Source organism: Vibrio sp. E150_011 (genome assembly GCF_053544015.1).
In genome coordinates this window covers 183904-203440 of record NZ_JBHFOL010000008.1, presented here as the reverse complement: position 1 = coordinate 203440, position 19537 = coordinate 183904, and the positions used below count along the sequence as shown (strand labels likewise).

Below are 19537 nucleotides of genomic sequence, written 5' to 3'. Positions count from 1 at the left end.
AAAAAGTTGAAGCTTGTCGTTGGTAGTTAGGCGATTCGTTGAGTAAACTGTAACATTCATTTTTAATGAGGTTTGTCATGAATAAATCAGAACAACCGTCCGCTACATATACATCAAAGGATGTCGAAATAATCTCTAAACAAACGGTGTTTAGCGGTTTTTTTGAAATGGTGCTGTATCGCTTTAAGCATCGCCTTTTTGATGGAGGCTGGAGTTCTGAGATTCAACGTGAAATGTTGGTTCGTGGCGGTGCTGCGGCATTACTGCCTTACGATGCTTATCGTGATGAAGTGGTACTCATTGAACAAATTAGGGTGGGGGCTCTGGAGCACGACTCCCCTTGGCAAACGGAAATTATAGCGGGTATCGTCGATAAACAAGAGTCTGTTGAAGAACTTGTGCAGCGAGAAGCAGTCGAAGAAGCTGGGGTGAATGTTGATCGGTTGACTAAAGTGACGTCCTATTATCCTTCATCTGGGGGATGCTCTGAAAAAATAGCCGTCTTTGTGGGACAGGTAGATTCATCGACAGCGAGTGGCGTTCATGGTTTAAAAAGCGAAGGTGAAGACATTCGAGTTAAAGTGGTGCCTCGCACGCAAGCCTATCAAATGATAGCCAGTGGTGAGATAGAAAACGGCGCTTCAATTATTGCATTGCAGTGGCTTGAGCTGAATTACGCTCAGCTACAGCGTGAGTGGTCATTATGAGCCCAACACGCCAAGGCGATAAAAAAGTGTATCATGTTGATCTTGCAGAGCTAATGCGAGTTTATGAAACCAACTACGCCAAATTAAATCGATTGATTCCTATCTCGCCAGACGTTGGCGATGTGCGTTGTTACCAAGCCGGTTCATTGACGTATCAGCTAGTCATTCAAGAAGTGACGAAGTACACAACATTGGTGGAAATTTGCCAAGATGATGAACTTCCTGTTTTTCCTTTGCCTAAAATGATAGTTAGGCTCTACCATGACGCTAAAGTTGCCGAAGTTTGTCATTGTGAACAAACGGCTAGAGTGAAAGCGCGGTACGATTACCCTAATACAAAAATGCTCCAGAAAGATGAAAAATTTCAATTTAATCAATTTCTTAGTGATTGGTTGACGTTTTGTCTTAAAAATGGAATTAGTCGAGCTCCGATCATGTATCGAAGTTAAACAATAGTAGATATTCAGGTTTTATTATTTTGAAAACAACACCCAGTGGTGAATCTCAGTCTAGTGCCGTCAGGTTACTGCAGTTGACCGATACGCATCTATTTGCGCCCCCGGATGGCTGCTTGCTGAGTGTCAATACCCATGACAGCTTTAACGCTGTTGTATCTGAAGTGTGCAAGCAAGGGGCGCATTTTGATGCGCTATTGGCAACCGGAGATATTTCTCAAGATCATACCGAATTGTCCTATCGTAAGTTTGTTGAGGGTATTGTACCGCTCCAACTTCCGTGCTTTTGGTTGCCTGGTAATCACGATTTCAAACCAAGTATGAATAGTGTGCTTGATTCTCCTCTGATTCAGACGGCGACGCATAAGTTACTTGGTGAGCATTGGCAGATTGTGCTGCTTGATTCGCAAGTCGTCGGTGTTCCTCATGGGCGCCTGAGTGATCAGCAGCTAGATTACCTCGACCAAATTCTGACTCAGCATAGCGACCGACATACTCTGGTGTTGCTCCATCATCACCCGATACTGGTGAATAGTGCGTGGCTTGACCAGCACTCCCTGAAAGATTCACAAGAGTTCTGGGAGATTGCCGACAAGCATGACAACGTTCGTGCGGTTCTATGTGGGCATATTCATCAGGAGCTTGATCAGTTACGTCGCGGTGTAAGAGTGCTTGCGACGCCGTCTACGTGTGTGCAATTTAAGCCTAACTCGAACGAGTTTTCTCTCGATACCCTATCGCCAGGTTGGCGTGAGTTAGAGTTGTTTGATAATGGACAACTAAACACCACGGTAAAGCGGCTGCCTCATGGGGCTTTCCGACCAGACTTCAACGCAGAAGGTTACTAATGGAAAATAAACCATCGTTGTTGCTTTATATTCATGGTTTTAACAGCTCACCGCTATCGCATAAAGCGCAAGTCATGCAGCAGTTTTGCCAGGATAATCGGCCTGATATTACGGTGGTGGTTCCGCAGATGCCATGCTTTCCTCAACAAGCAGCGCATTATCTCGTGGATATTATTAGCCAATATGAAAAAACACATCATCTTGGTTTGGTGGGAAGCTCGTTAGGTGGCTACCTTTCGACGTGGTTGCATGAGCGATATGGCTACAAGGTTGTACTCATAAATCCAGCGGTCAAACCGTATGAGTTGCTTGTGGATTTTCTTGGTGAGCAAGAAAATCCTTATACTCATGAGAAATACACCTTAGAATCAAAACACATCGATGAACTGAAAGCATTGGATGTGAAAACGATTCGCTCCCCCCAAGACTTTTGGTTGCTACAACAAGAAGGCGATGAGGTATTGGATTTCCGCCAAGCGGTGACCAAATATGCCGATTCTAAGCAAACCGTTGAACCTGGCGGTGACCATAGTTTTATCGACTTTGAGCGTTATCCTGAGCAAATCATTCAGTTCTTAGCCCTATAAGTTTACTGATCATAAGTGCGTAGCTGAGGAGACAGTCATAAATTTCCCTCCAACTTTGGTGTGAAACTTGACAACACTTCCTTTGAGCCAGACTATGATATGTCTGTACTTACGCGTATGCCTTAATATTCTGACTTTACGAGTGTATTAAGGCGGATGGTGCAAGCACCACCAAACATCTTTTTTGCTGCTAAGTATCAATCTTTATTTGAGTAAAATTTCCGTATTATGACAGAACAATATAATGCTGGAGCCATTGAAGTACTCAATGGTCTTGAGCCAGTACGTCGCCGACCAGGGATGTATACGGATACAGCGCGCCCAAACCATTTGGGCCAAGAAGTTATCGACAACAGTGTCGATGAAGCGCTAGCCGGACATGCCTCAAAAGTACAAGTGATTCTCCATGCCGATCAATCTCTAGAAGTGATTGATGACGGCCGAGGTATGCCTGTAGATATTCACCCAGAAGAAAAAGTGTCAGGGGTTGAACTGATATTTTGTAAGCTGCATGCTGGTGGTAAGTTTTCTAATAAAAACTACCAGTTCTCAGGCGGCCTTCATGGGGTGGGTATCTCCGTCGTCAATGCGTTGTCCAAGCGCGTTGAAGTGACGGTTCGCCGAGAAGGCCAAGTCTATGAAATGGCTTTTGAACACGGTAATAAAGTAGAAGAATTGACAGTAACTGGAACGTGTGGACGCCGTAACAAAGGCACCAGTGTGCACTTTTGGCCAGACACCAGTTACTTTGACTCGCCTAATTTTTCAGTGACTCGTCTTGTTAATAACCTGCGAGCTAAAGCGGTACTTTGTCCTGGTTTAGAGATTACCTTCACCGATAAAGTGAACGGCAAAGATTACAAATGGTATTACGAAGATGGTTTGAAAGACTACCTTGCCGAAGGGGTAAAAGGTTATACCGTCCTACCAGAACAACCGTTCACAGGTGAATTTAGCGCTGAAACTGAAGCGGCGACATGGGCTCTGATCTGGCAACCAGAAGGCGGTGAGATGATCACCGAGAGCTACGTCAACTTAATTCCTACTGCGCAAGGCGGTACGCACGTCAATGGCTTGCGTCAGGGCTTACTTGATGCCATGCGTGAGTTTTGCGAATTCCGTAACTTGTTACCACGTGGTGTTAAGCTGACCGGTGATGATGTGTTTGACCGTTGTTCTTACGTGTTGTCGGTGAAGATGCAAGATCCTCAGTTTGCTGGTCAAACAAAAGAGCGATTGTCATCAAGGCAGTGTGCGGCGTTTGTTTCGGGTGTCGTTAAAGATGCCTTTAGCCTTTGGTTGAACGAAAAACCTCAATTGGCTGAACAACTGGCAGAGGTATGTATTGCCAATGCCCATCGTCGTATGCGCGCCAGTAAAAAAGTGGTCCGTAAAAAAGTGGCCTCTGGCCCAGCATTACCAGGTAAGCTGACCGACTGTTCTCAACAGGATTTGAGTCGTACTGAAATCTTTTTCGTGGAAGGCGACTCGGCGGGTGGTTCTGCGAAGCAAGCTCGCGATCGTGAGTTTCAAGCCGTCATGCCATTACGTGGTAAAATCCTGAACACATGGGAAGTGGCGACCGATCAGGTATTAGCGTCCCAAGAAGTGCATGACATCTCGGTGGCGCTTGGCATTGACCCTGATAACGATGATTTAGACGGTTTACGATACGGCAAGGTCTGTATTCTTGCGGATGCGGATTCTGATGGGCTGCATATTGCGACCCTTTTGTGTGCGTTGTTTACTAAGCACTTTAGAAGCTTAGTATCGGCTGGGCATGTTTATGTGGCAATGCCTCCTCTGTATCGGATTGACTGTGGAAAAGAAGTCTTTTATGCACTTGATGATGATGAAAAAGACGGCATCTTAGAGCGATTGAGCAAAAAGAAAGCGAAGATCAACGTTCAACGATTTAAAGGTTTGGGTGAGATGAACCCACTTCAGCTGCGTGAAACGACGATGGATCCGAATACTCGTCGCTTGGTTCAGTTAACGATCGATGACGATACGGCGACAGATGAAATGATGGATATGTTACTCGGCAAGAAGCGAGCGGATGACCGCCGAAGCTGGCTGCAAAGTAACGGCGACATGGCCGAGGTATAAGTATAATGTCGACTGAAATGTCTTTTGATGGCGTTGAACAACTGCCGATGCGCAAGTTCACCGAAGATGCCTATTTGAATTACTCAATGTACGTGATTATGGATCGTGCATTGCCGTATATTGGCGATGGCCTTAAGCCTGTACAGCGTCGTATTATCTATGCGATGTCTGAGCTAGGGTTATCCTCTTCTGCCAAGTATAAAAAATCAGCACGTACTGTTGGTGATGTTCTTGGTAAATACCACCCTCATGGTGATTCTGCTTGTTATGAAGCAATGGTATTAATGGCGCAGCCATTTTCATATCGTTATCCACTGGTTGATGGTCAAGGTAACTGGGGTGCGCCCGATGATCCTAAATCATTTGCAGCGATGCGTTATACCGAAGCGAAACTGTCGAAGTTTGCAGAAGTACTGCTTAGTGAGGTCGGGTTAGGAACGGTTGAATGGCAACCTAACTTTGACGGCACAATGAAAGAGCCAAAAATCCTACCTGCACGGTTGCCTCATATCCTTTTAAACGGGATTACTGGTATTGCGGTGGGTATGGCGACGGATATCCCTCCTCACAACGTCCGTGAAGTGGCTGAAGCTACGGTACATTTGATTGACAATCCGAAAGCGGAACTGTCCGATGTGATGGCCTACGTCAAAGGGCCGGATTATCCGACAGAAGCCGAAATTATTTCGCCGCAAGCGGATCTCGAGAAGATCTACCGCACCGGTCGTGGCAGCGTAAAAATGCGTGCCGTCTGGCACAAAGAAAGCTCGGATATTGTTATTACGGCCCTGCCACATCAGGTATCAGGTGCGAAGCTATTAGAGCAAATCGCTAACCAGATGCGAGCGAAGAAACTGCCAATGGTAGACGATCTTCGTGATGAATCTGATCATGAAAATCCGACACGCATCGTGATTGTTCCTCGCTCAAACAGAATTGACTGCGACCAGCTGATGAACCACCTGTTTGCGTCTACGGATCTTGAGAAAAACTTCCGCGTTAACCTCAACATGATTGGTCTAAATAATCGACCACAGGTTAAAGGCCTGGTAGCGATCTTATCTGAATGGATTACATACCGTCGCGATACTGTGCGTAAGCGCCTACAGTTCCGTTTAGATAAGATATTAGCGCGTTTACATATCCTAGAAGGCTTGTTGGTTGCTTATCTCAATCTTGATGAAGTAATCGAAATCATTCGAACGGAAGACGAACCGAAGGCGGTACTTGTTGCTCGGTTTGGTATTACTGACATTCAAGCGGACGCGATTTTAGATATTAAACTTCGCCATTTAGCTAAGCTCGAAGAGATGAAGATCCGTGGTGAGCAGGATGAACTTGAAAAAGAACGTCAGAAGCTAGAAAGCTTGTTGGGCTCTGAGCGTCGCATGAACACCTTGCTGAAAAAAGAGATTCAAGCTGACGCTCTGACATATGGCGACGACCGCCGCTCTCCTTTGGTTGAGCGTGCTGAAGCGAAAGCCATGACCGAGCGAGATCTTGTTCCTAGTGAGCCGATCACCGTTGTGTTGTCAGAAAAAGGCTGGATACGCCACGCGAAAGGCCATGATGTCGATCCATCAACCCTGAATTATAAGTCGGGTGATACTTACTTGGCTTCAGCTCGTGGAAAAAGCAGTCAACCTGCAGTATTCCTCGGAAACGATGGGCGAAGTTATTCGCTTGAATCCCATTCACTGCCTTCTGCTCGTAGCCAAGGTGAGCCGATTACCGGTCGCTTGAATATCAATGCTGGTACGACTATTCGTCAGGTCATTATGGGTGAAGAAACGCAACTGTGGTTGGTTGGGTCTGATGCTGGCTATGGATTTGTTTGTAAAGGTTCTGACTTATTGTCTAAAAACAGAAGTGGTAAGGCATTAGTCACTCTACCTCAAGCGGCCGAGGTGATGACACCGAGTGAGGTTGGTGACTTGGATTCGGATGAAATCATGGCCATTACGAATCAGGGGCGGATGTTGTTGTTCCCGATTAAAGACCTACCTCAGTTAGGGAAAGGGAAGGGCAATAAGATCATCAATATTCCTTCCGCTAAAGCGAAAGCAAGGGAAGAGTTTGTGTCCCACCTAATGGCTTTACCGCAAGGTGCGTCTGTGACGCTTTATGCGGGTAAGCGCAAGCTGGGTCTTAAGCCGAGTGACTTGGATAATTTCAGAGGCGAGCGAGGACGTCGAGGTGGTTTACTACCAAGAGGCCTGCAGCGTGTTACTCGGATTGATGTTGAGGGCGGCACCGTACTGGAAACAGAAAATACCGAGGAATAAAACCTAACAAAAATGCCGCTGAATATTCAGCGGCATTTTTTATGATTTGCTTATCCGTTACTTCAATAGGGTAGCGGTATACACACTGTTATCCGCGGCTATCTTCCGCCACTGTCACTTTTAACGTCATCTCTTTTCCATCACGAAGCAGGTTGACATCTACGGTAGTGCCGGGTCTTAAATCAGTAACAAGGTCAAGAACCCCTTGTCTGCCATTGAGCTTTTTGCCACCAATCGTCAGAATAATATCTTGAACCTTTATTCCTCCCTCTGCCGCAGGGCCTTTTGGATCCAGCCCTAGTACAATTATGCCACCAATGTGTTCATTCCCTAAAAGACGAGCGGTGACGGAGTTGATGTCTTGCCCGTCGATGCCGATGTAACCACGAATCACTCGGCCGTCAGCAATGATTTTTTCCATTATTTTGCTTGCCAGTTTATATGGGATAGCGAAAGAGATGCCGTAGGTTTCTAGATCGGTAGCTTGTTGGAAAGAGGCGGTATTGATACCAACTAACTCACCCTGTGTATTGACTAAAGCGCCACCTGAATTACCTTGGTTAATCGCCGCGTCAGTTTGGATAAAGGCTTGAATCCCGCCCGCACTTATCGAGGAGCGACCCGTCGCAGAGATAATACCGAAAGTTGTGGTTTGCCCAAGGTTATAGGGATTGCCAATGGCTAATACGACGTCGCCAACTTTTGGGCTATAGCTTTGGTTTAAAGGGATAACGGGAAGGTCTGTGCCTTCGACCCGCAAAATGGCAATGTCAGTACGTTGATCCTTACCCACTAACTGAGCAGCGGCGATTCGACCATCTTGCAGGGCGACAACGATTTGGTCAGCATTAGCAACAACATGGTAGTTGGTGATGATGTAGCCTTTTTCACTCACGATGACACCCGATCCTAACCCTTGAGTTGACAAGGTAGTACGATCGTTTTCTTTGTACTGTCGACTATAGATATTGACGACCGCAGGTGCCGCGTTACGAACGGCCTGATTGAATGAGACCTGTAGTGAAGTACCAGTAACTGGTTGAGTATCAAACTGCTCAGAGATGATCGTTGGTCTCAGAGACGGCACCGCGATTAGGACTAACAGCGCGGTGATCAACCCCATTGATACGGATCGGAATAAAAAGTTCAGCATTGTTCTCTCAATAAGATATCGGCATTGACGGTCAATGGGACAAAATAACAATCACTGAAGCTAGCATAGTATGAAAATGGTCTTAAACGATACGGATTGCCATGGACTTAATGCTTTTCGAGCAACAGCTTGCGAACAAAGCATATCATTTTGTTGAGAAATAATAAAAAAGGGCTGTCACGTTGGATAGCCCTTTCACTAAGAATTTACACAAATTGTGACGATTTAGCGGACCACTAAGTAAATTGTGCGATCGCCCCGTTGGATATTGAGTGCCAAAACCCCCGGCTTAGCCTCTAGAATCTTACGGAATTCACCCACATTTTTAACCCGTTCACGGTTAACGTCCATAATGATATCGCCCTGCTGAAGCTCATATTGTGCAGCAGGTGAGCCCTCAGCGACGGATTTCACTTTGACGCCCTCAACATCGTCACTTTTTTCTGTATTAGAGAATTCAGCACCCGTGAGGCCTTCATGCAGCTTATCGGCTTTGGTGAGACTTTTGGCGCCTTCGGTGAGGGTGGCATCGACTGTCATGGACTTGCCATCACGAATGAGACCAAGAGTAATCGTTTTACCCGCTCCGAGTGTCGCGACTTTAGCTCTCAATTCACTAAAGGTCGCAATTTTTTTGCCGTTGACAGAGACGATAATATCGCCGGCCTTTAGACCGCCTTTTTCTGCGGCGCTATCAGGCATGACTTGGCTAACAAAGGCGCCTTTACTTGAATCATAACCTAGTGCCTCAGCAAGCTCAGAGGTTACCTCACCGCCTTGAACGCCGAGCATGCCACGTTTTACCTCACCAAATTCGATAATTTGCTTTGTTAGGTTATCCATCATATTTGATGGGATGGCAAAGCCGATGCCGACATTGCCACCATTGGGGCCGAGTATGGCGGTATTAATACCGATCAGTTCACCTTTTAAGTTGACCAGTGCACCGCCGGAGTTACCGCTATTTATAGCCGCATCAGTTTGTATAAAGTTTTCGAAGTTTTCGAGGTTTAATCCACTGCGACCTAGCGCAGAGACAATACCAGAGGTAACGGTTTGTCCTAAGCCAAATGGGTTGCCAATTGCGACGGTGAAATCACCTACCCGTAATGAATCTGAGTCAGCAATCTTTATCTCAGTGAGGTTTTTGGCATCATCGAGCTTGAGCAGAGCAACGTCTGACATTTCGTCTCCGCCTACAAGCTCTGCGTCGTATTCTCGGCCATCTTGCAGTTTAACGTGAATCTCTTCAGCACCATTGATAACGTGGTAGTTGGTGACGATATAACCCTTTTTAGCGTTAATGACGACACCAGAGCCCAGGCCGCGAAATGGGCGCTCTTGAAGCTGTTCTGTTGGAAAGTCGGGACCAAAGAAGAATTTGAATTGCTCAGGGTACTGCTGCTTGGAGACTTGCGTGCCTTCAACGGCGATGCTAACGACGGCAGGGGTGACCGTTTCTAGCATAGGAGCAAGGCTTGGAAGTTGCTCACCATCAATGGCAAGAGGTAGAGCGGCAGAGACTGGCATGGGTGTGATGATTGAACTCAGGCTTAACGACAAAACAGTTAAGGCAAGTATCGGTTTTTTCATCATAAAACTCCTCTAGGTTTAGTAAGAGTTATGACTGGTTGATTTGAATAAAGTTCACTCAAAATAAAAAGCGGCAGAAAATCCCATCCAATAATCATTGAGGTAAATTCAACCGCTTTTATCCAAGATTGGCTACGAGGCTTTAGCTGTGATTGGCTCAGAGGTCACGAGTTCAGGTGACGCGACGACTTCTTTTGTTTCTTCTCGTAATAAGCCTGTCGCACCATTAGCGTAATCTTTAGGTTGCTCATCAGCATTAGAGGTGCTTTCCGATTCGATGTTGTGTTCCGCAATCTTCTTCACAAAAGGGTTATCTTGCTCTGGAAGGTTAGGTAGCAACTCAGCGGAGGTTTTTGCCATGTGCTGGTAAAGCTTCGTGTAGTCTTTACCGAGCGTGTCGAGCATCTCTGCACTTTGCGCAAAATGATCTGACAACTCTTGACGTTGTTGCTCTAAAGCGAATTTTGCTGATTCGAGATCTTTTTGAATCGTTTTTTGTTTTTTGTATTGTGGGGTAGTGAGTCGAGAAATCACAATTCCTAAAATGGCACCCACAAGTAGGCCGACGACGGCGTAAATCCAAGGCATAGCAGTTCCCTTATTATATTGTTTATTAACATGTGCGTTACCTGATGGTTACACACGTTGTTTTGTCATGGTACTATGAGTGTTCATGCCAATAAAGAAAAATACGCCATTTATGGTTGTTGGATCTGTGCTGCGAGTTATCCATGACACCGATAGAAAAATACAATTACGACATTGAAACCAATGGTTTTCAGCGCGATGCGGCCCAGCATCAAGCGGTGGAAGCATTAGATCGTCTTCATCACGAGTTCATTGAGTATTTGAACTTTGAAGCCCCGCCACTCACTATGATGCAAAAATTGTTAGGTAAATCGCCAGAGCAAGCTATCGCGCCTCAGGGGTTGTACTTTTGGGGGGGCGTAGGGCGTGGAAAAACGTATTTAATGGATGCTTTTTTTGACAGTGTACCTTCAGAGAAAAAGATGCGGGTGCATTTTCATCGCTTTATGTATCGTGTTCATGATGAATTGAAAAAACTGGGCGATATTGAAAACCCACTCGACAGTGTTGCCAATATCTTTGCGGCTGAAGCAACCATTATTTGTTTCGATGAATTTTATGTTTCTGACATCACGGATGCGATGATTTTATCATCGTTAATGCAGGCGTTATTTAGTCGTGGTGTTGTTTTGGTCGCCACCTCGAATATTCCGCCAGAAAATCTATACCGTAATGGATTGCAGCGAGCAAGGTTTGTTCCGACAATCGCACTCATTCAAAAACACTGTGATGTATTAAATGTAGATAGCGGTATTGATTACCGGTTGCGCACACTTGAACAAGCAGAGATTTATCATTTCCCTCTCGATACCTCGGCGAATGAAAACCTTCATCGCTACTTTAAGCAGTTAGTGCTGGAAGATAAGGCATTGGAATCATCGATAGAGATTAACCATCGTGCTATTCCAGTGGTGGCATCGGCTGATGATGTACTGTTTGCCACGTTTGAGCAGCTTTGTCAGACGATGCGTAGCCAAAATGATTATATTGAGATATCACGCCTCTATCACACGGTACTGTTGGCGGATGTCAAACAGATGGACAACAAAGTGGATGATGCAGCAAGGCGATTCATCGCACTTGTGGATGAGTTTTATGAGCGTCGTGTAAAGTTGATCATATCGGCTGAGGTTGAACTGGAGTCTATTTATACGCACGGGCTGTTAGAATTTGAATTCAAACGCTGTATTTCGCGACTTACCGAAATGCAAAGCCATGATTATTTGGCTTCTGAACACCTCGCATAGGATTTTTACTTCATTTGGCTAAAAAATAGGTGATTTTTTCCTCTAGCTTCTCTATAATCCTGCGACCTACCGTTACTGCGAGCCTCTAGCTTCGACGAAAGTCAGGTTATGCCAAGTGTTTCCAACACTCGAAGGGGTGATGAATGGGACTCTTAGACAGTGGGAACATATTGTTCCTTAAGTGTAAATTTTTTTTATAGGTAATTATTAGCATGAAAACTTTCGTTGCTAAACCAGAAACTGTAAAACGTGACTGGTATGTTGTAGACGCAGAAGGCAAAACTCTTGGCCGTATCGCAAGCGAGATCGCATCTCGTCTTCGCGGTAAGCATAAAGCTGAATACACTCCTCACGTAGACACTGGTGATTACATCATCGTTGTTAACGCTGAGAAAGTTACTGTAACTGGTAACAAGGCTAAAGGTAAAGTGTATTACCGTCACACTGAGTTCCCAGGTGGTCTTAAGTCTATCACTTTTGAAAAGTTGATCGACAAGAAGCCAGAAATGGTAATCGAACTAGCTGTTAAAGGTATGCTACCACGTGGTCCTCTTGGCCGTGCTATGTACCGTAAGCTAAAAGTTTACGCTGGCGCTGAGCACAACCATGTTGCTCAACAACCACAAGTACTAGACATCTAATTGGGGATATCAGAAATGGCAGAGAATCAATACTACGGCACTGGTCGTCGCAAAAGCTCAGCTGCTCGCGTTTTTATTAAACCAGGCACTGGCAACATCGTAATCAACAAGCGTGAACTAGAAGTTTACTTCGGTCGCGAAACTTCTTGCATGGTAGTTCGTCAGCCTCTTGAGCTTACTGAACTAACTGAGAAGCTAGATCTATTCGTTACTGTTAAAGGTGGCGGTATTTCTGGTCAAGCTGGTGCTATCCGTCACGGTATCACTCGCGCGCTTATGGAATACGACGAAACTCTACGTCCTGCACTACGTTCAGCTGGCTACGTTACTCGTGACGCTCGTTGCGTTGAGCGTAAGAAAGTTGGTCTACGTAAAGCACGTCGTAAACCACAATTCTCAAAGCGTTAATTTTTCGCTTTCAGAAATCTACTTTCCAGTTTTTGCTGGTTTGTGGTCCAAAAGCTCAGCCTTATGGCTGGGCTTTTTTGTTTTTATCACCCCTAATAATCCCTCTAAATTCATCAACTCCCCTGAAGAGACTTCGCTTTTCCTCCCTTTTGTGAACTGGTAAACGATTTCCTGCTATAGATGTTACGAAAAGGTAGCTTTATCTTGTCAAAAAGTAGGGTTTTCTTTATCATTTGCTATCAAATAAAAACAACTAAAATTCTTATTTTGTTAGCCATGCTTTATTGGTGATAACTAGTATCAGAATGGACTCAAGTTCGCATAATTTATTTTAAATTTGCACGTTCAACGCAAGGAAGATAACCAAAGGAATGGTTCCCCTACGGTTATTTAACATGACAGAGCAGCTTGGATTCGCTGGATATTGGCCCAAAGGAGCATATGGGAGAAATGTTGGATGAGCAATGCGCCTTTAAATAACGGTCGTAGGCGTTTCCTTACTGCTACAACTGCGGTTGTTGGTGGTTTGGGAGCAGCTGCAGTCGCCGTTCCTTTTATTAAATCTTGGAACCCAAGTGCCAAAGCAAAGGCCGCCGGTGCTCCTGTAGAGGTTGAAGTCAGTAAACTTGAAGAGGGCCAGATGGTTCGCGTCGAGTGGCAAGGCAAACCGGTATGGGTTGTTAGGCGAGCACAGTCTGTTTTGGATAATTTGGGGACGTTATCAGATAAATTACGTGACCCACAATCTCAAGAAGAACAGCAACCGGAATATGCTCAAAATGGTTATCGCTCGATTAAACCAGAGTATTTTATTGCGGTTGGATTCTGTACCCACCTAGGATGTTCACCTACCTACCTTGCGGACTCTTTTAGTGAGCAAGTCCAAGGTGTGAAATCAGGCTTCTTCTGTCCTTGTCATGGGTCGAAATTTGACATGGCAGGCCGAGTATTCCAGAACGTGCCGGCACCACTGAATCTAGTGATTCCTAAGCATATGTATTTGAGTGATACAAAAATTCTTATCGGCGTGGATGAGGGGGATGCATAATGCAAGCTGTACTTGACTGGGTAGAAAAACGACTGCCCGCAATGAATGCTTATAAAAAGCATTTATCAGAATATCCAATGCCAAAGAACTTTAACTTTTGGTATTTATTCGGCTCTCTTGCTATGTTGGTCCTTGTTAACCAAATCCTAACGGGGATTTGGCTTACCATGAACTACGTACCATCTGGTGAAGGCGCATTTGCTTCTGTGGAATACATCATGCGTGATGTGGAATACGGCTGGTTGTTGCGTTATATGCACTCAACGGGTGCATCTGCTTTCTTTGTGGTTATTTACCTTCATATGTTCCGCGGCCTGATTTATGGCTCATACCAAAAACCTCGTGAGTTGCTTTGGGTTTTCGGTATGCTGATTTTCTTAGTGCTAATGGCTGAAGCCTTTATGGGCTACCTGCTTCCTTGGGGACAAATGTCTTACTGGGGCGCTCAAGTAATTATTTCACTGTTTGGTGCCATCCCAGTTATCGGTGATGATCTGACATTGTGGATCCGTGGTGATTACATCATCTCGGGCGCGACACTAAACCGATTCTTTGCATTGCACGTTATTGCGTTACCAATTGTGCTACTGCTACTGATTGTCTTGCACGTTTTGGCGCTACATGAAGTGGGCTCAAATAACCCGGACGGTATTGAAACTAAGCTACCTAAAGGCTCAATGGGCGATGACTACAAAACGCAGTTCAAATTCCATGATTACTACAGCAAAAAATACGACATCATTGATTCGATACCTTTCCACCCATATGGAACGGTAAAAGATATGGTGGGTATAGCAGGCTTCTTCTTCTTGTTCAGCTACGTGTTGTTCTTTAACCCAGAAATGGGCGGCTATTTCCTTGAGCCACCAAACTTTGAAGCGGCGAACCCTCTGAAAACACCAGAGCATATTGCCCCAGTTTGGTATTTCACGCCGTTCTACGCCATCTTACGTGCGGTTCCTGATAAGCTGCTAGGTGTGGCTGCAATGGGGGCTTCAATTGTATTCTTATTTTTACTTCCGTGGTTTGACCGTTGTAAAGTTCGTTCTTACCGTTACAGAAGCAAAATCCATTTGATTAATATCATTCAGTTTACGATCAGCTTTATTGCGTTAGGCATTCTCGGTGCGCTTCCAGCAACGGCAACGTACACCTTGATGGCTCAAATCTTTAGTTTGGGATATTTCATGTTCTTCATTTTGTTGTATGTCTACAGTAAAAATGAGAACACCAAGCCACTACCGAAGAGGGTGACATTTAAATGAAAAAGTGGATTGTAGTACTTTTTGCACTGTTGCCATCCCTCGCGTTTGCGGCTGGTGGAAATGTGCATCTGGATAAAGCAAATAATGACCTCACCGATCAAGCTTCGCTACAAAATGGTGCGAAGCTGTTCATGAACTATTGTTTTGCTTGTCACTCAACGCAGTATCAACGTTATGAGCGTGTAGCGAATGACCTTGGTATTCCGGTTGATCTGGCTAAAGAAAATTTAGTTTTTGACCCGGAAGCAAAGATCGGTGACCTAATGGTTAACGCGATGCCGCAAAAACAAGCGGCTAGCTGGTTTGGCGCTCCACCGCCAGACCTAACCTTAGTCGCTCGTGTACGTGGCGCTGATTGGCTTTATACGTACTTGCGTTCGTTCTATGCTGACCCAAGTCGTCCGTTTGGTGTGAATAACACGACGTTCCCAAATGTCGGTATGCCTCATGTGCTCGAAGAGCTTCAAGGCATCCCAAGCCCAATCTTTGAGACTCATGTGGTTAATGGTCAAGATGTTGAGGTTGTTGTAGGAACTCAAACGGATGGACGCGGCGAATTAAGCACTAGCGAATACGATGATGCGGTTCGCGATTTGGTTAACTTCCTTGAGTATTCGGGTGACCCAGTGAAGCTGGAGCGTCATGCAATGGGTTGGTGGGCAATGGCGTTCCTTGTGCTGTTTACCATTGTCGTTGTTTTGCTTAAGAAAGAGTATTGGCGTGATGTTCACTAATTGTGATATCATGTCGCGCTGATTCTAAATTTAGTTAACAATGGAGGCTTTGCCTCCATTGTTTTTTGTAAGTATTCCGGAGGGCTCCATGGCTGTAGCTGCCAATAAACGTTCTGTGATGACTCTTTTTTCTAGTGCTACCGATCTATATAGCCACCAGGTTCGTATCGTTCTAGCAGAAAAAGGTGTCAGTGTTGAGGTTGAGTTAGTGGATGAGTCAAACATCCCAGCAGAGCTTGCTGAACTAAACCCATATAAAACCGTACCAACTTTGGTTGATCGTGAACTAGCCCTTTACGATTCTAAGATCATTATGGAATACCTAGATGAGCGTTTCCCTCATCCACCACTTATGCCTGTATACCCGGTAGCTCGCGGTAACAGCCGTTTAATGATTTATCGCATTGAACGTAACTGGTATACGCTTGCTGAAAAAGTGGTAAGAGGAACTGCTGAAGAATCTGAAGCTGCACGTAATAAACTGCGTAATGACTTACTGACACTCGCGCCAATCTTTGCTGAATATGAGTACTTCATGAGTGAAGAGTTCAGCTTGATCGACTGCTACTTAGCTCCGCTATTGTGGCGTCTCCCAGAAATGGGTATCGACCTTGTTGGCCCTGGTGCGAAAGAAATTAAAATATACATGAACCGAGTATTTGAACGTGATTCATTCCTGGCTTCTTTAACAGAAGCTGAGCGTGAGATGCGTTTAGTTCGCTAAGTTATTCATGGATATTACTAAAATGACGCCTCGCCGTCCTTATATGCTTCGTGCATTTTATGACTGGCTGGCAGAGAACGACCTTACCCCTCATATCGTTGTTGATGCAATGTTACCTGGGGTGCGTGTACCGCAAGAGTTTATTCAAGATGGACAGATCATCTTGAATATCGCCTCTAGGGCGGTAGGGCAATTAGAGTTAGGTAATGAAGCCATTACCTTTCACGCTCGATTTGGTGGAAAGCCGCACACCGTTATTGTGCCGCTTTATTCAGTTCAAGCCATCTATGCGCGAGAAAACGGCGCAGGTACGATGTTTGAACCTGAAGATGCCTATGCATCGATTGAAGAAGAAGACTTTGCTGAAGAGACACCCGTCTCTGGGCTAACGGTTGCAGAAGTACCGGTAGCGAAGCTTTCTGAAGAGTCGGTGTTGGAGTCTGAGCCTCATGGCGATGATGAGCCAGAGCCACCACGTACGAAAGGCCGACCAAGCCTTCGAGTCGTAAAGTAATAAAAAAAGACTGCCTTTGAGCAGTCTTTTTTTTCATCGGTATGTCTCATTCAAAACGATGTGACACAAGTTGCGTTAGTGGTTTACGTGCCTATAAGCGTTAGTGCCTATAAGCGCTAGTGCGTAAAAGACATTGCGAGCGCAGCGGCGATATTGCGAGATGTCATCTCAACATTAAATGCGGCTTCTTTTAGAGCGGTCGGTAGATCCGTTGCGCCGAGTACGACGCTATAGACGGCATCAATGCCATGGTCATAAACAACGTGACAGTCTTTCGCTGTGCTTCCTGCGATAGCAATCACAGGCACCTGTGTTTGTTTTGCTGTTCGCGCTACACCGACCGGTGTTTTGCCATGAATGGTTTGGCTATCAATACGCCCTTCTCCAGTGATGACAAGATCCGCATCTTTAACCACATCACTCAAACTCACGGCATCCATTACTATCTGAATACCTGGACGTAGACTTGCATTAAATAGTCCAAGGAATGCGGCTCCGAGTCCACCCGCGGCGCCTGCGCCAGGGGTATGCTTAACGTCTTTGCCATTTGTTGCTTTAATTACATCAGCATAGTGAGAAAGGTTAGCATCCAATATGGCGACCATTGCTGGTGTTGCCCCCTTCTGCGGGCCAAATACCGCTGATGCGCCTTTATGACCACATAACGGGTTATCCACATCACAAGCGATCTCCAGTTTGATATCACCTAGGCGCGGGTCCATATCCTCGGTGTGGATTGAGGCTAATTTGCTTAGTTCGCCACCTCCGTAGCCTAGCTCATTACCATTGCTATCGAGTAGTTGAGCACCCAATGCTTGTGCCATGCCCAGACCTGCATCATTGGTTGCGCTGCCACCGATACCAACAATGATATGTCTCACCCCCATATCTAAAGCCGCCTTAATAAGCTCACCCGTTCCATAAGAGGTAGTGACTAGCGGATCTCGCTTATCTGCGGGGACAAGATGGATACCAGAAGCTGCAGCCATTTCGATCACAGCCGTTGAACCATCACCAACAAGACCTAAAAAGCCGTCCACAGGCGCGCCGAGCGGACCGGTGACATTAACGGAAATCAATTCTCCACCCGTTGCATCAATAAGAGATTGAACGGTGCCTTCCCCTCCATCAGCCATAGGAAGTTTGATGTATTCAGCATCGGGAAAGATTTTCTGGAATCCATTTTCTATGGCTTGTGCGACTTCCATTGCGGTTAAGCTTTCTTTATATGAATCAGGAGCAATTACTATTTTCATGATAATACCTTATACAAATAAACCAAATACACCGAACATCATGACGGAGACAAATGCGATCACTAAGCCTACAGCCGATTCGTAAGGGATCAATTTTAGCCGCTCCTTAATGTCCATATGAACCGCACCGCCCGTAGCGTGGAAGAAGCTGCCATGTGGCATATGGTCAAGTACAGTTGCGCCGGAGTGGATCATGGCTGCGCCAGCGAGAGCTGGGACGCCGAGTTCTAGAATGGTGCCGCTGAATACACTGGACGCAACAGCTGTACCGGCGGTTGTTGATGCTGTTGCTAGAGCCATCATGGCACCAGAGATTGGCGCTAATAAATAAGACGGCAATCCTGAAGCGGTAAGTACATCAATCAACCCGTCTTTCAGCGCTGAGTTTGCAATGATGCCTGCCAATGTCCCTGTGCCCAGCAACATCACGGCAACTGGTGCCATACGAGTTAGGCCCGAAACAGCAAAGTGGTTCGTGTCGGCAAATCGACCCATGACAACAGCGCCCATTAGGCCACCTAATGGCAGTGCGATGAGCGGGTCAACATTGATGCCTGCAATTGGTCGTAAAGAAAGTAGAGCGATGGCGACCATAGGGGCAACAATAGCCGCACTGAAGGAAGGCAGCTTAGAATGGTCAACAGCGACCACCTCGCTTTTTGTGACTTTTGAGCCCTTATTGATAAGCTTTTTAGCAATAAAGTACGCAACGAACATACCGCAAAGACCGGGAATAACACCGGCAGCCATGACGGAAGTCAGAGGGACATTAAAGGCGTCAGCGGCGGCGATAGCATTTGGGTTTGGCGACATAACATTACCGGCTTTACCACCACCTACCATCGCTAATAAAATTGCCGTTTTGGAAATATCAGCGCGATGAGCAATGGCTAGGGCGATAGGCGCAACAGTAATAACAGCAACATCCACAAACACGCCTACAGCGGTTAGGATCATTGTCGCGACCGCCAATGCCAATAAAGCGCGTGTTTCTCCCACCTTTTTGACAATCGTTTCAGCAATCGATGTGGCTGCCCCTGATTCAATCAACACACCAGCAAGCACGCCTGCCGCGAGTATACGAAGCACAGCAGTGACAATGCCCTGCGCACCACCAATCATGAGACCCACCGTATCGGTCAGTGAAACGCCGCCGACGACGCCGCCAACCAACGCGCCAATCATCATGCCATAGGCGGGTGGTACTTTTTTAAGTATGAGGCCAATAGCCACAACAAGGGCCGCTAAGGCGCCAAGAGTCGAAACTTCGATCATTATCAATTTTCCGCTAATTGTTATCAGTATTGTTAGGCGCAGAGTAACGCCCTGTTTTGAGCAAGGTTACCGATCATATAGCGGTATTTCTTTATGCGAA

General features: G+C 45.8%; 19 protein-coding genes. 14 read left to right on the top strand and 5 right to left on the bottom strand.

Going from position 1 to position 19537, the window contains the following annotated elements; translation table 11 throughout:
• Window positions 1–77: 77 nt before the first annotated feature.
• From nudF to parC, 6 genes are all read left to right on the top strand, one after another.
• Window positions 78–707 carry an ADP-ribose diphosphatase gene (gene nudF / locus ACE1OE_RS14355; protein WP_372059863.1) on the top strand — a complete coding sequence of 210 codons (630 nt, stop codon included), beginning with the start codon at window positions 78–80 and terminating at the stop codon, window positions 705–707.
• Window positions 704–1156, top strand: coding sequence for a DUF1249 family protein (locus tag ACE1OE_RS14350; RefSeq protein ID WP_102469788.1), 453 nt, complete (start codon window positions 704–706; stop codon window positions 1154–1156). The genes nudF and ACE1OE_RS14350 overlap by 4 nt, the downstream gene beginning before the upstream one ends.
• 29 nt (window positions 1157–1185) lie before the next feature.
• The gene (gene cpdA, locus ACE1OE_RS14345) at window positions 1186–2010 is read left to right on the top strand and encodes a 3',5'-cyclic-AMP phosphodiesterase (protein ID WP_449211465.1); all 825 of its coding nucleotides are present in this window, start codon (window positions 1186–1188) and stop codon (window positions 2008–2010) included.
• Window positions 2010–2597, top strand: a complete 588-nt coding sequence (gene yqiA / locus ACE1OE_RS14340) for an esterase YqiA (protein ID WP_449211464.1) — start codon at window positions 2010–2012, stop codon at window positions 2595–2597. Before cpdA ends, yqiA begins: the two co-directional genes overlap by 1 nt.
• Window positions 2598–2825: 228 nt before the next feature.
• Window positions 2826–4706 carry a DNA topoisomerase IV subunit B gene (parE, locus tag ACE1OE_RS14335; RefSeq protein WP_102469791.1) on the top strand — a complete coding sequence of 627 codons (1881 nt, stop codon included), beginning with the start codon at window positions 2826–2828 and terminating at the stop codon, window positions 4704–4706.
• Window positions 4707–4711: 5 nt separating this feature from the next.
• Entirely contained in the window at window positions 4712–6991 is a 2280-nt protein-coding gene (parC, locus tag ACE1OE_RS14330) for a DNA topoisomerase IV subunit A (protein ID WP_449211463.1), read from the top strand.
• An 88-nt stretch (window positions 6992–7079) separates the two neighbouring features.
• Here the strand turns inward: parC and degS are convergent, their stop codons facing one another.
• From degS to zapG, 3 genes are all read right to left on the bottom strand, one after another.
• Window positions 7080–8144: an outer membrane-stress sensor serine endopeptidase DegS gene (gene degS, locus ACE1OE_RS14325; protein ID WP_102469793.1), complete on the bottom strand. Its 1065-nt coding sequence runs from the start codon at window positions 8142–8144 to the stop codon at window positions 7080–7082.
• Window positions 8145–8369: 225 nt separating this feature from the next.
• Window positions 8370–9737 carry a Do family serine endopeptidase gene (locus tag ACE1OE_RS14320; protein WP_449211480.1) on the bottom strand — a complete coding sequence of 456 codons (1368 nt, stop codon included), beginning with the start codon at window positions 9735–9737 and terminating at the stop codon, window positions 8370–8372.
• Between the two features lie 132 nt (window positions 9738–9869).
• On the bottom strand, window positions 9870–10325 hold the full coding sequence (gene zapG, locus ACE1OE_RS14315; protein ID WP_102469795.1) for a Z-ring associated protein ZapG: 456 nt from the start codon (window positions 10323–10325) through the stop codon (window positions 9870–9872).
• Window positions 10326–10468: 143 nt separating this feature from the next.
• Here zapG and zapE point away from each other — a divergent pair, with 143 nt between their 5' ends.
• The 8 genes from zapE to sspB all read left to right on the top strand — a co-directional run bounded on the left by zapE (window position 10469) and on the right by sspB (window position 16906).
• Window positions 10469–11572 carry a cell division protein ZapE gene (gene zapE / locus ACE1OE_RS14310; protein WP_449211462.1) on the top strand — a complete coding sequence of 368 codons (1104 nt, stop codon included), beginning with the start codon at window positions 10469–10471 and terminating at the stop codon, window positions 11570–11572.
• A gap of 212 nt (window positions 11573–11784) precedes the next feature.
• Entirely contained in the window at window positions 11785–12213 is a 429-nt protein-coding gene (gene rplM / locus ACE1OE_RS14305; RefSeq protein ID WP_102469797.1) for a 50S ribosomal protein L13, read from the top strand.
• A 15-nt stretch (window positions 12214–12228) separates the two neighbouring features.
• Window positions 12229–12621 carry a 30S ribosomal protein S9 gene (gene rpsI, locus ACE1OE_RS14300; protein WP_102469798.1) on the top strand — a complete coding sequence of 131 codons (393 nt, stop codon included), beginning with the start codon at window positions 12229–12231 and terminating at the stop codon, window positions 12619–12621.
• A gap of 457 nt (window positions 12622–13078) precedes the next feature.
• The gene (gene petA / locus ACE1OE_RS14295) at window positions 13079–13669 is read left to right on the top strand and encodes a ubiquinol-cytochrome c reductase iron-sulfur subunit (RefSeq protein WP_102469799.1); all 591 of its coding nucleotides are present in this window, start codon (window positions 13079–13081) and stop codon (window positions 13667–13669) included.
• Window positions 13669–14934 carry a cytochrome b gene (locus ACE1OE_RS14290; protein ID WP_449211461.1) on the top strand — a complete coding sequence of 422 codons (1266 nt, stop codon included), beginning with the start codon at window positions 13669–13671 and terminating at the stop codon, window positions 14932–14934. The genes petA and ACE1OE_RS14290 overlap by 1 nt, the downstream gene beginning before the upstream one ends.
• Window positions 14931–15668, top strand: a complete 738-nt coding sequence (locus ACE1OE_RS14285) for a cytochrome c1 (RefSeq protein WP_372059870.1) — start codon at window positions 14931–14933, stop codon at window positions 15666–15668. The genes ACE1OE_RS14290 and ACE1OE_RS14285 overlap by 4 nt, the downstream gene beginning before the upstream one ends.
• An 88-nt stretch (window positions 15669–15756) precedes the next feature.
• The gene (sspA, locus tag ACE1OE_RS14280) at window positions 15757–16392 is read left to right on the top strand and encodes a stringent starvation protein SspA (protein ID WP_102469802.1); all 636 of its coding nucleotides are present in this window, start codon (window positions 15757–15759) and stop codon (window positions 16390–16392) included.
• A 7-nt stretch (window positions 16393–16399) separates the two neighbouring features.
• The gene (sspB, locus tag ACE1OE_RS14275; RefSeq protein ID WP_449211460.1) at window positions 16400–16906 is read left to right on the top strand and encodes a ClpXP protease specificity-enhancing factor; all 507 of its coding nucleotides are present in this window, start codon (window positions 16400–16402) and stop codon (window positions 16904–16906) included.
• A gap of 116 nt (window positions 16907–17022) precedes the next feature.
• Here the strand turns inward: sspB and ACE1OE_RS14270 are convergent, their stop codons facing one another.
• Complete coding sequence (locus ACE1OE_RS14270) at window positions 17023–18162, bottom strand: glycerate kinase (protein ID WP_449211459.1); 1140 nt, start codon at window positions 18160–18162, stop codon at window positions 17023–17025.
• A gap of 9 nt (window positions 18163–18171) precedes the next feature.
• Window positions 18172–19437: a GntP family permease gene (locus ACE1OE_RS14265; protein ID WP_102469805.1), complete on the bottom strand. Its 1266-nt coding sequence runs from the start codon at window positions 19435–19437 to the stop codon at window positions 18172–18174.
• Between the last annotated feature and the right edge of the window lie 100 nt (window positions 19438–19537).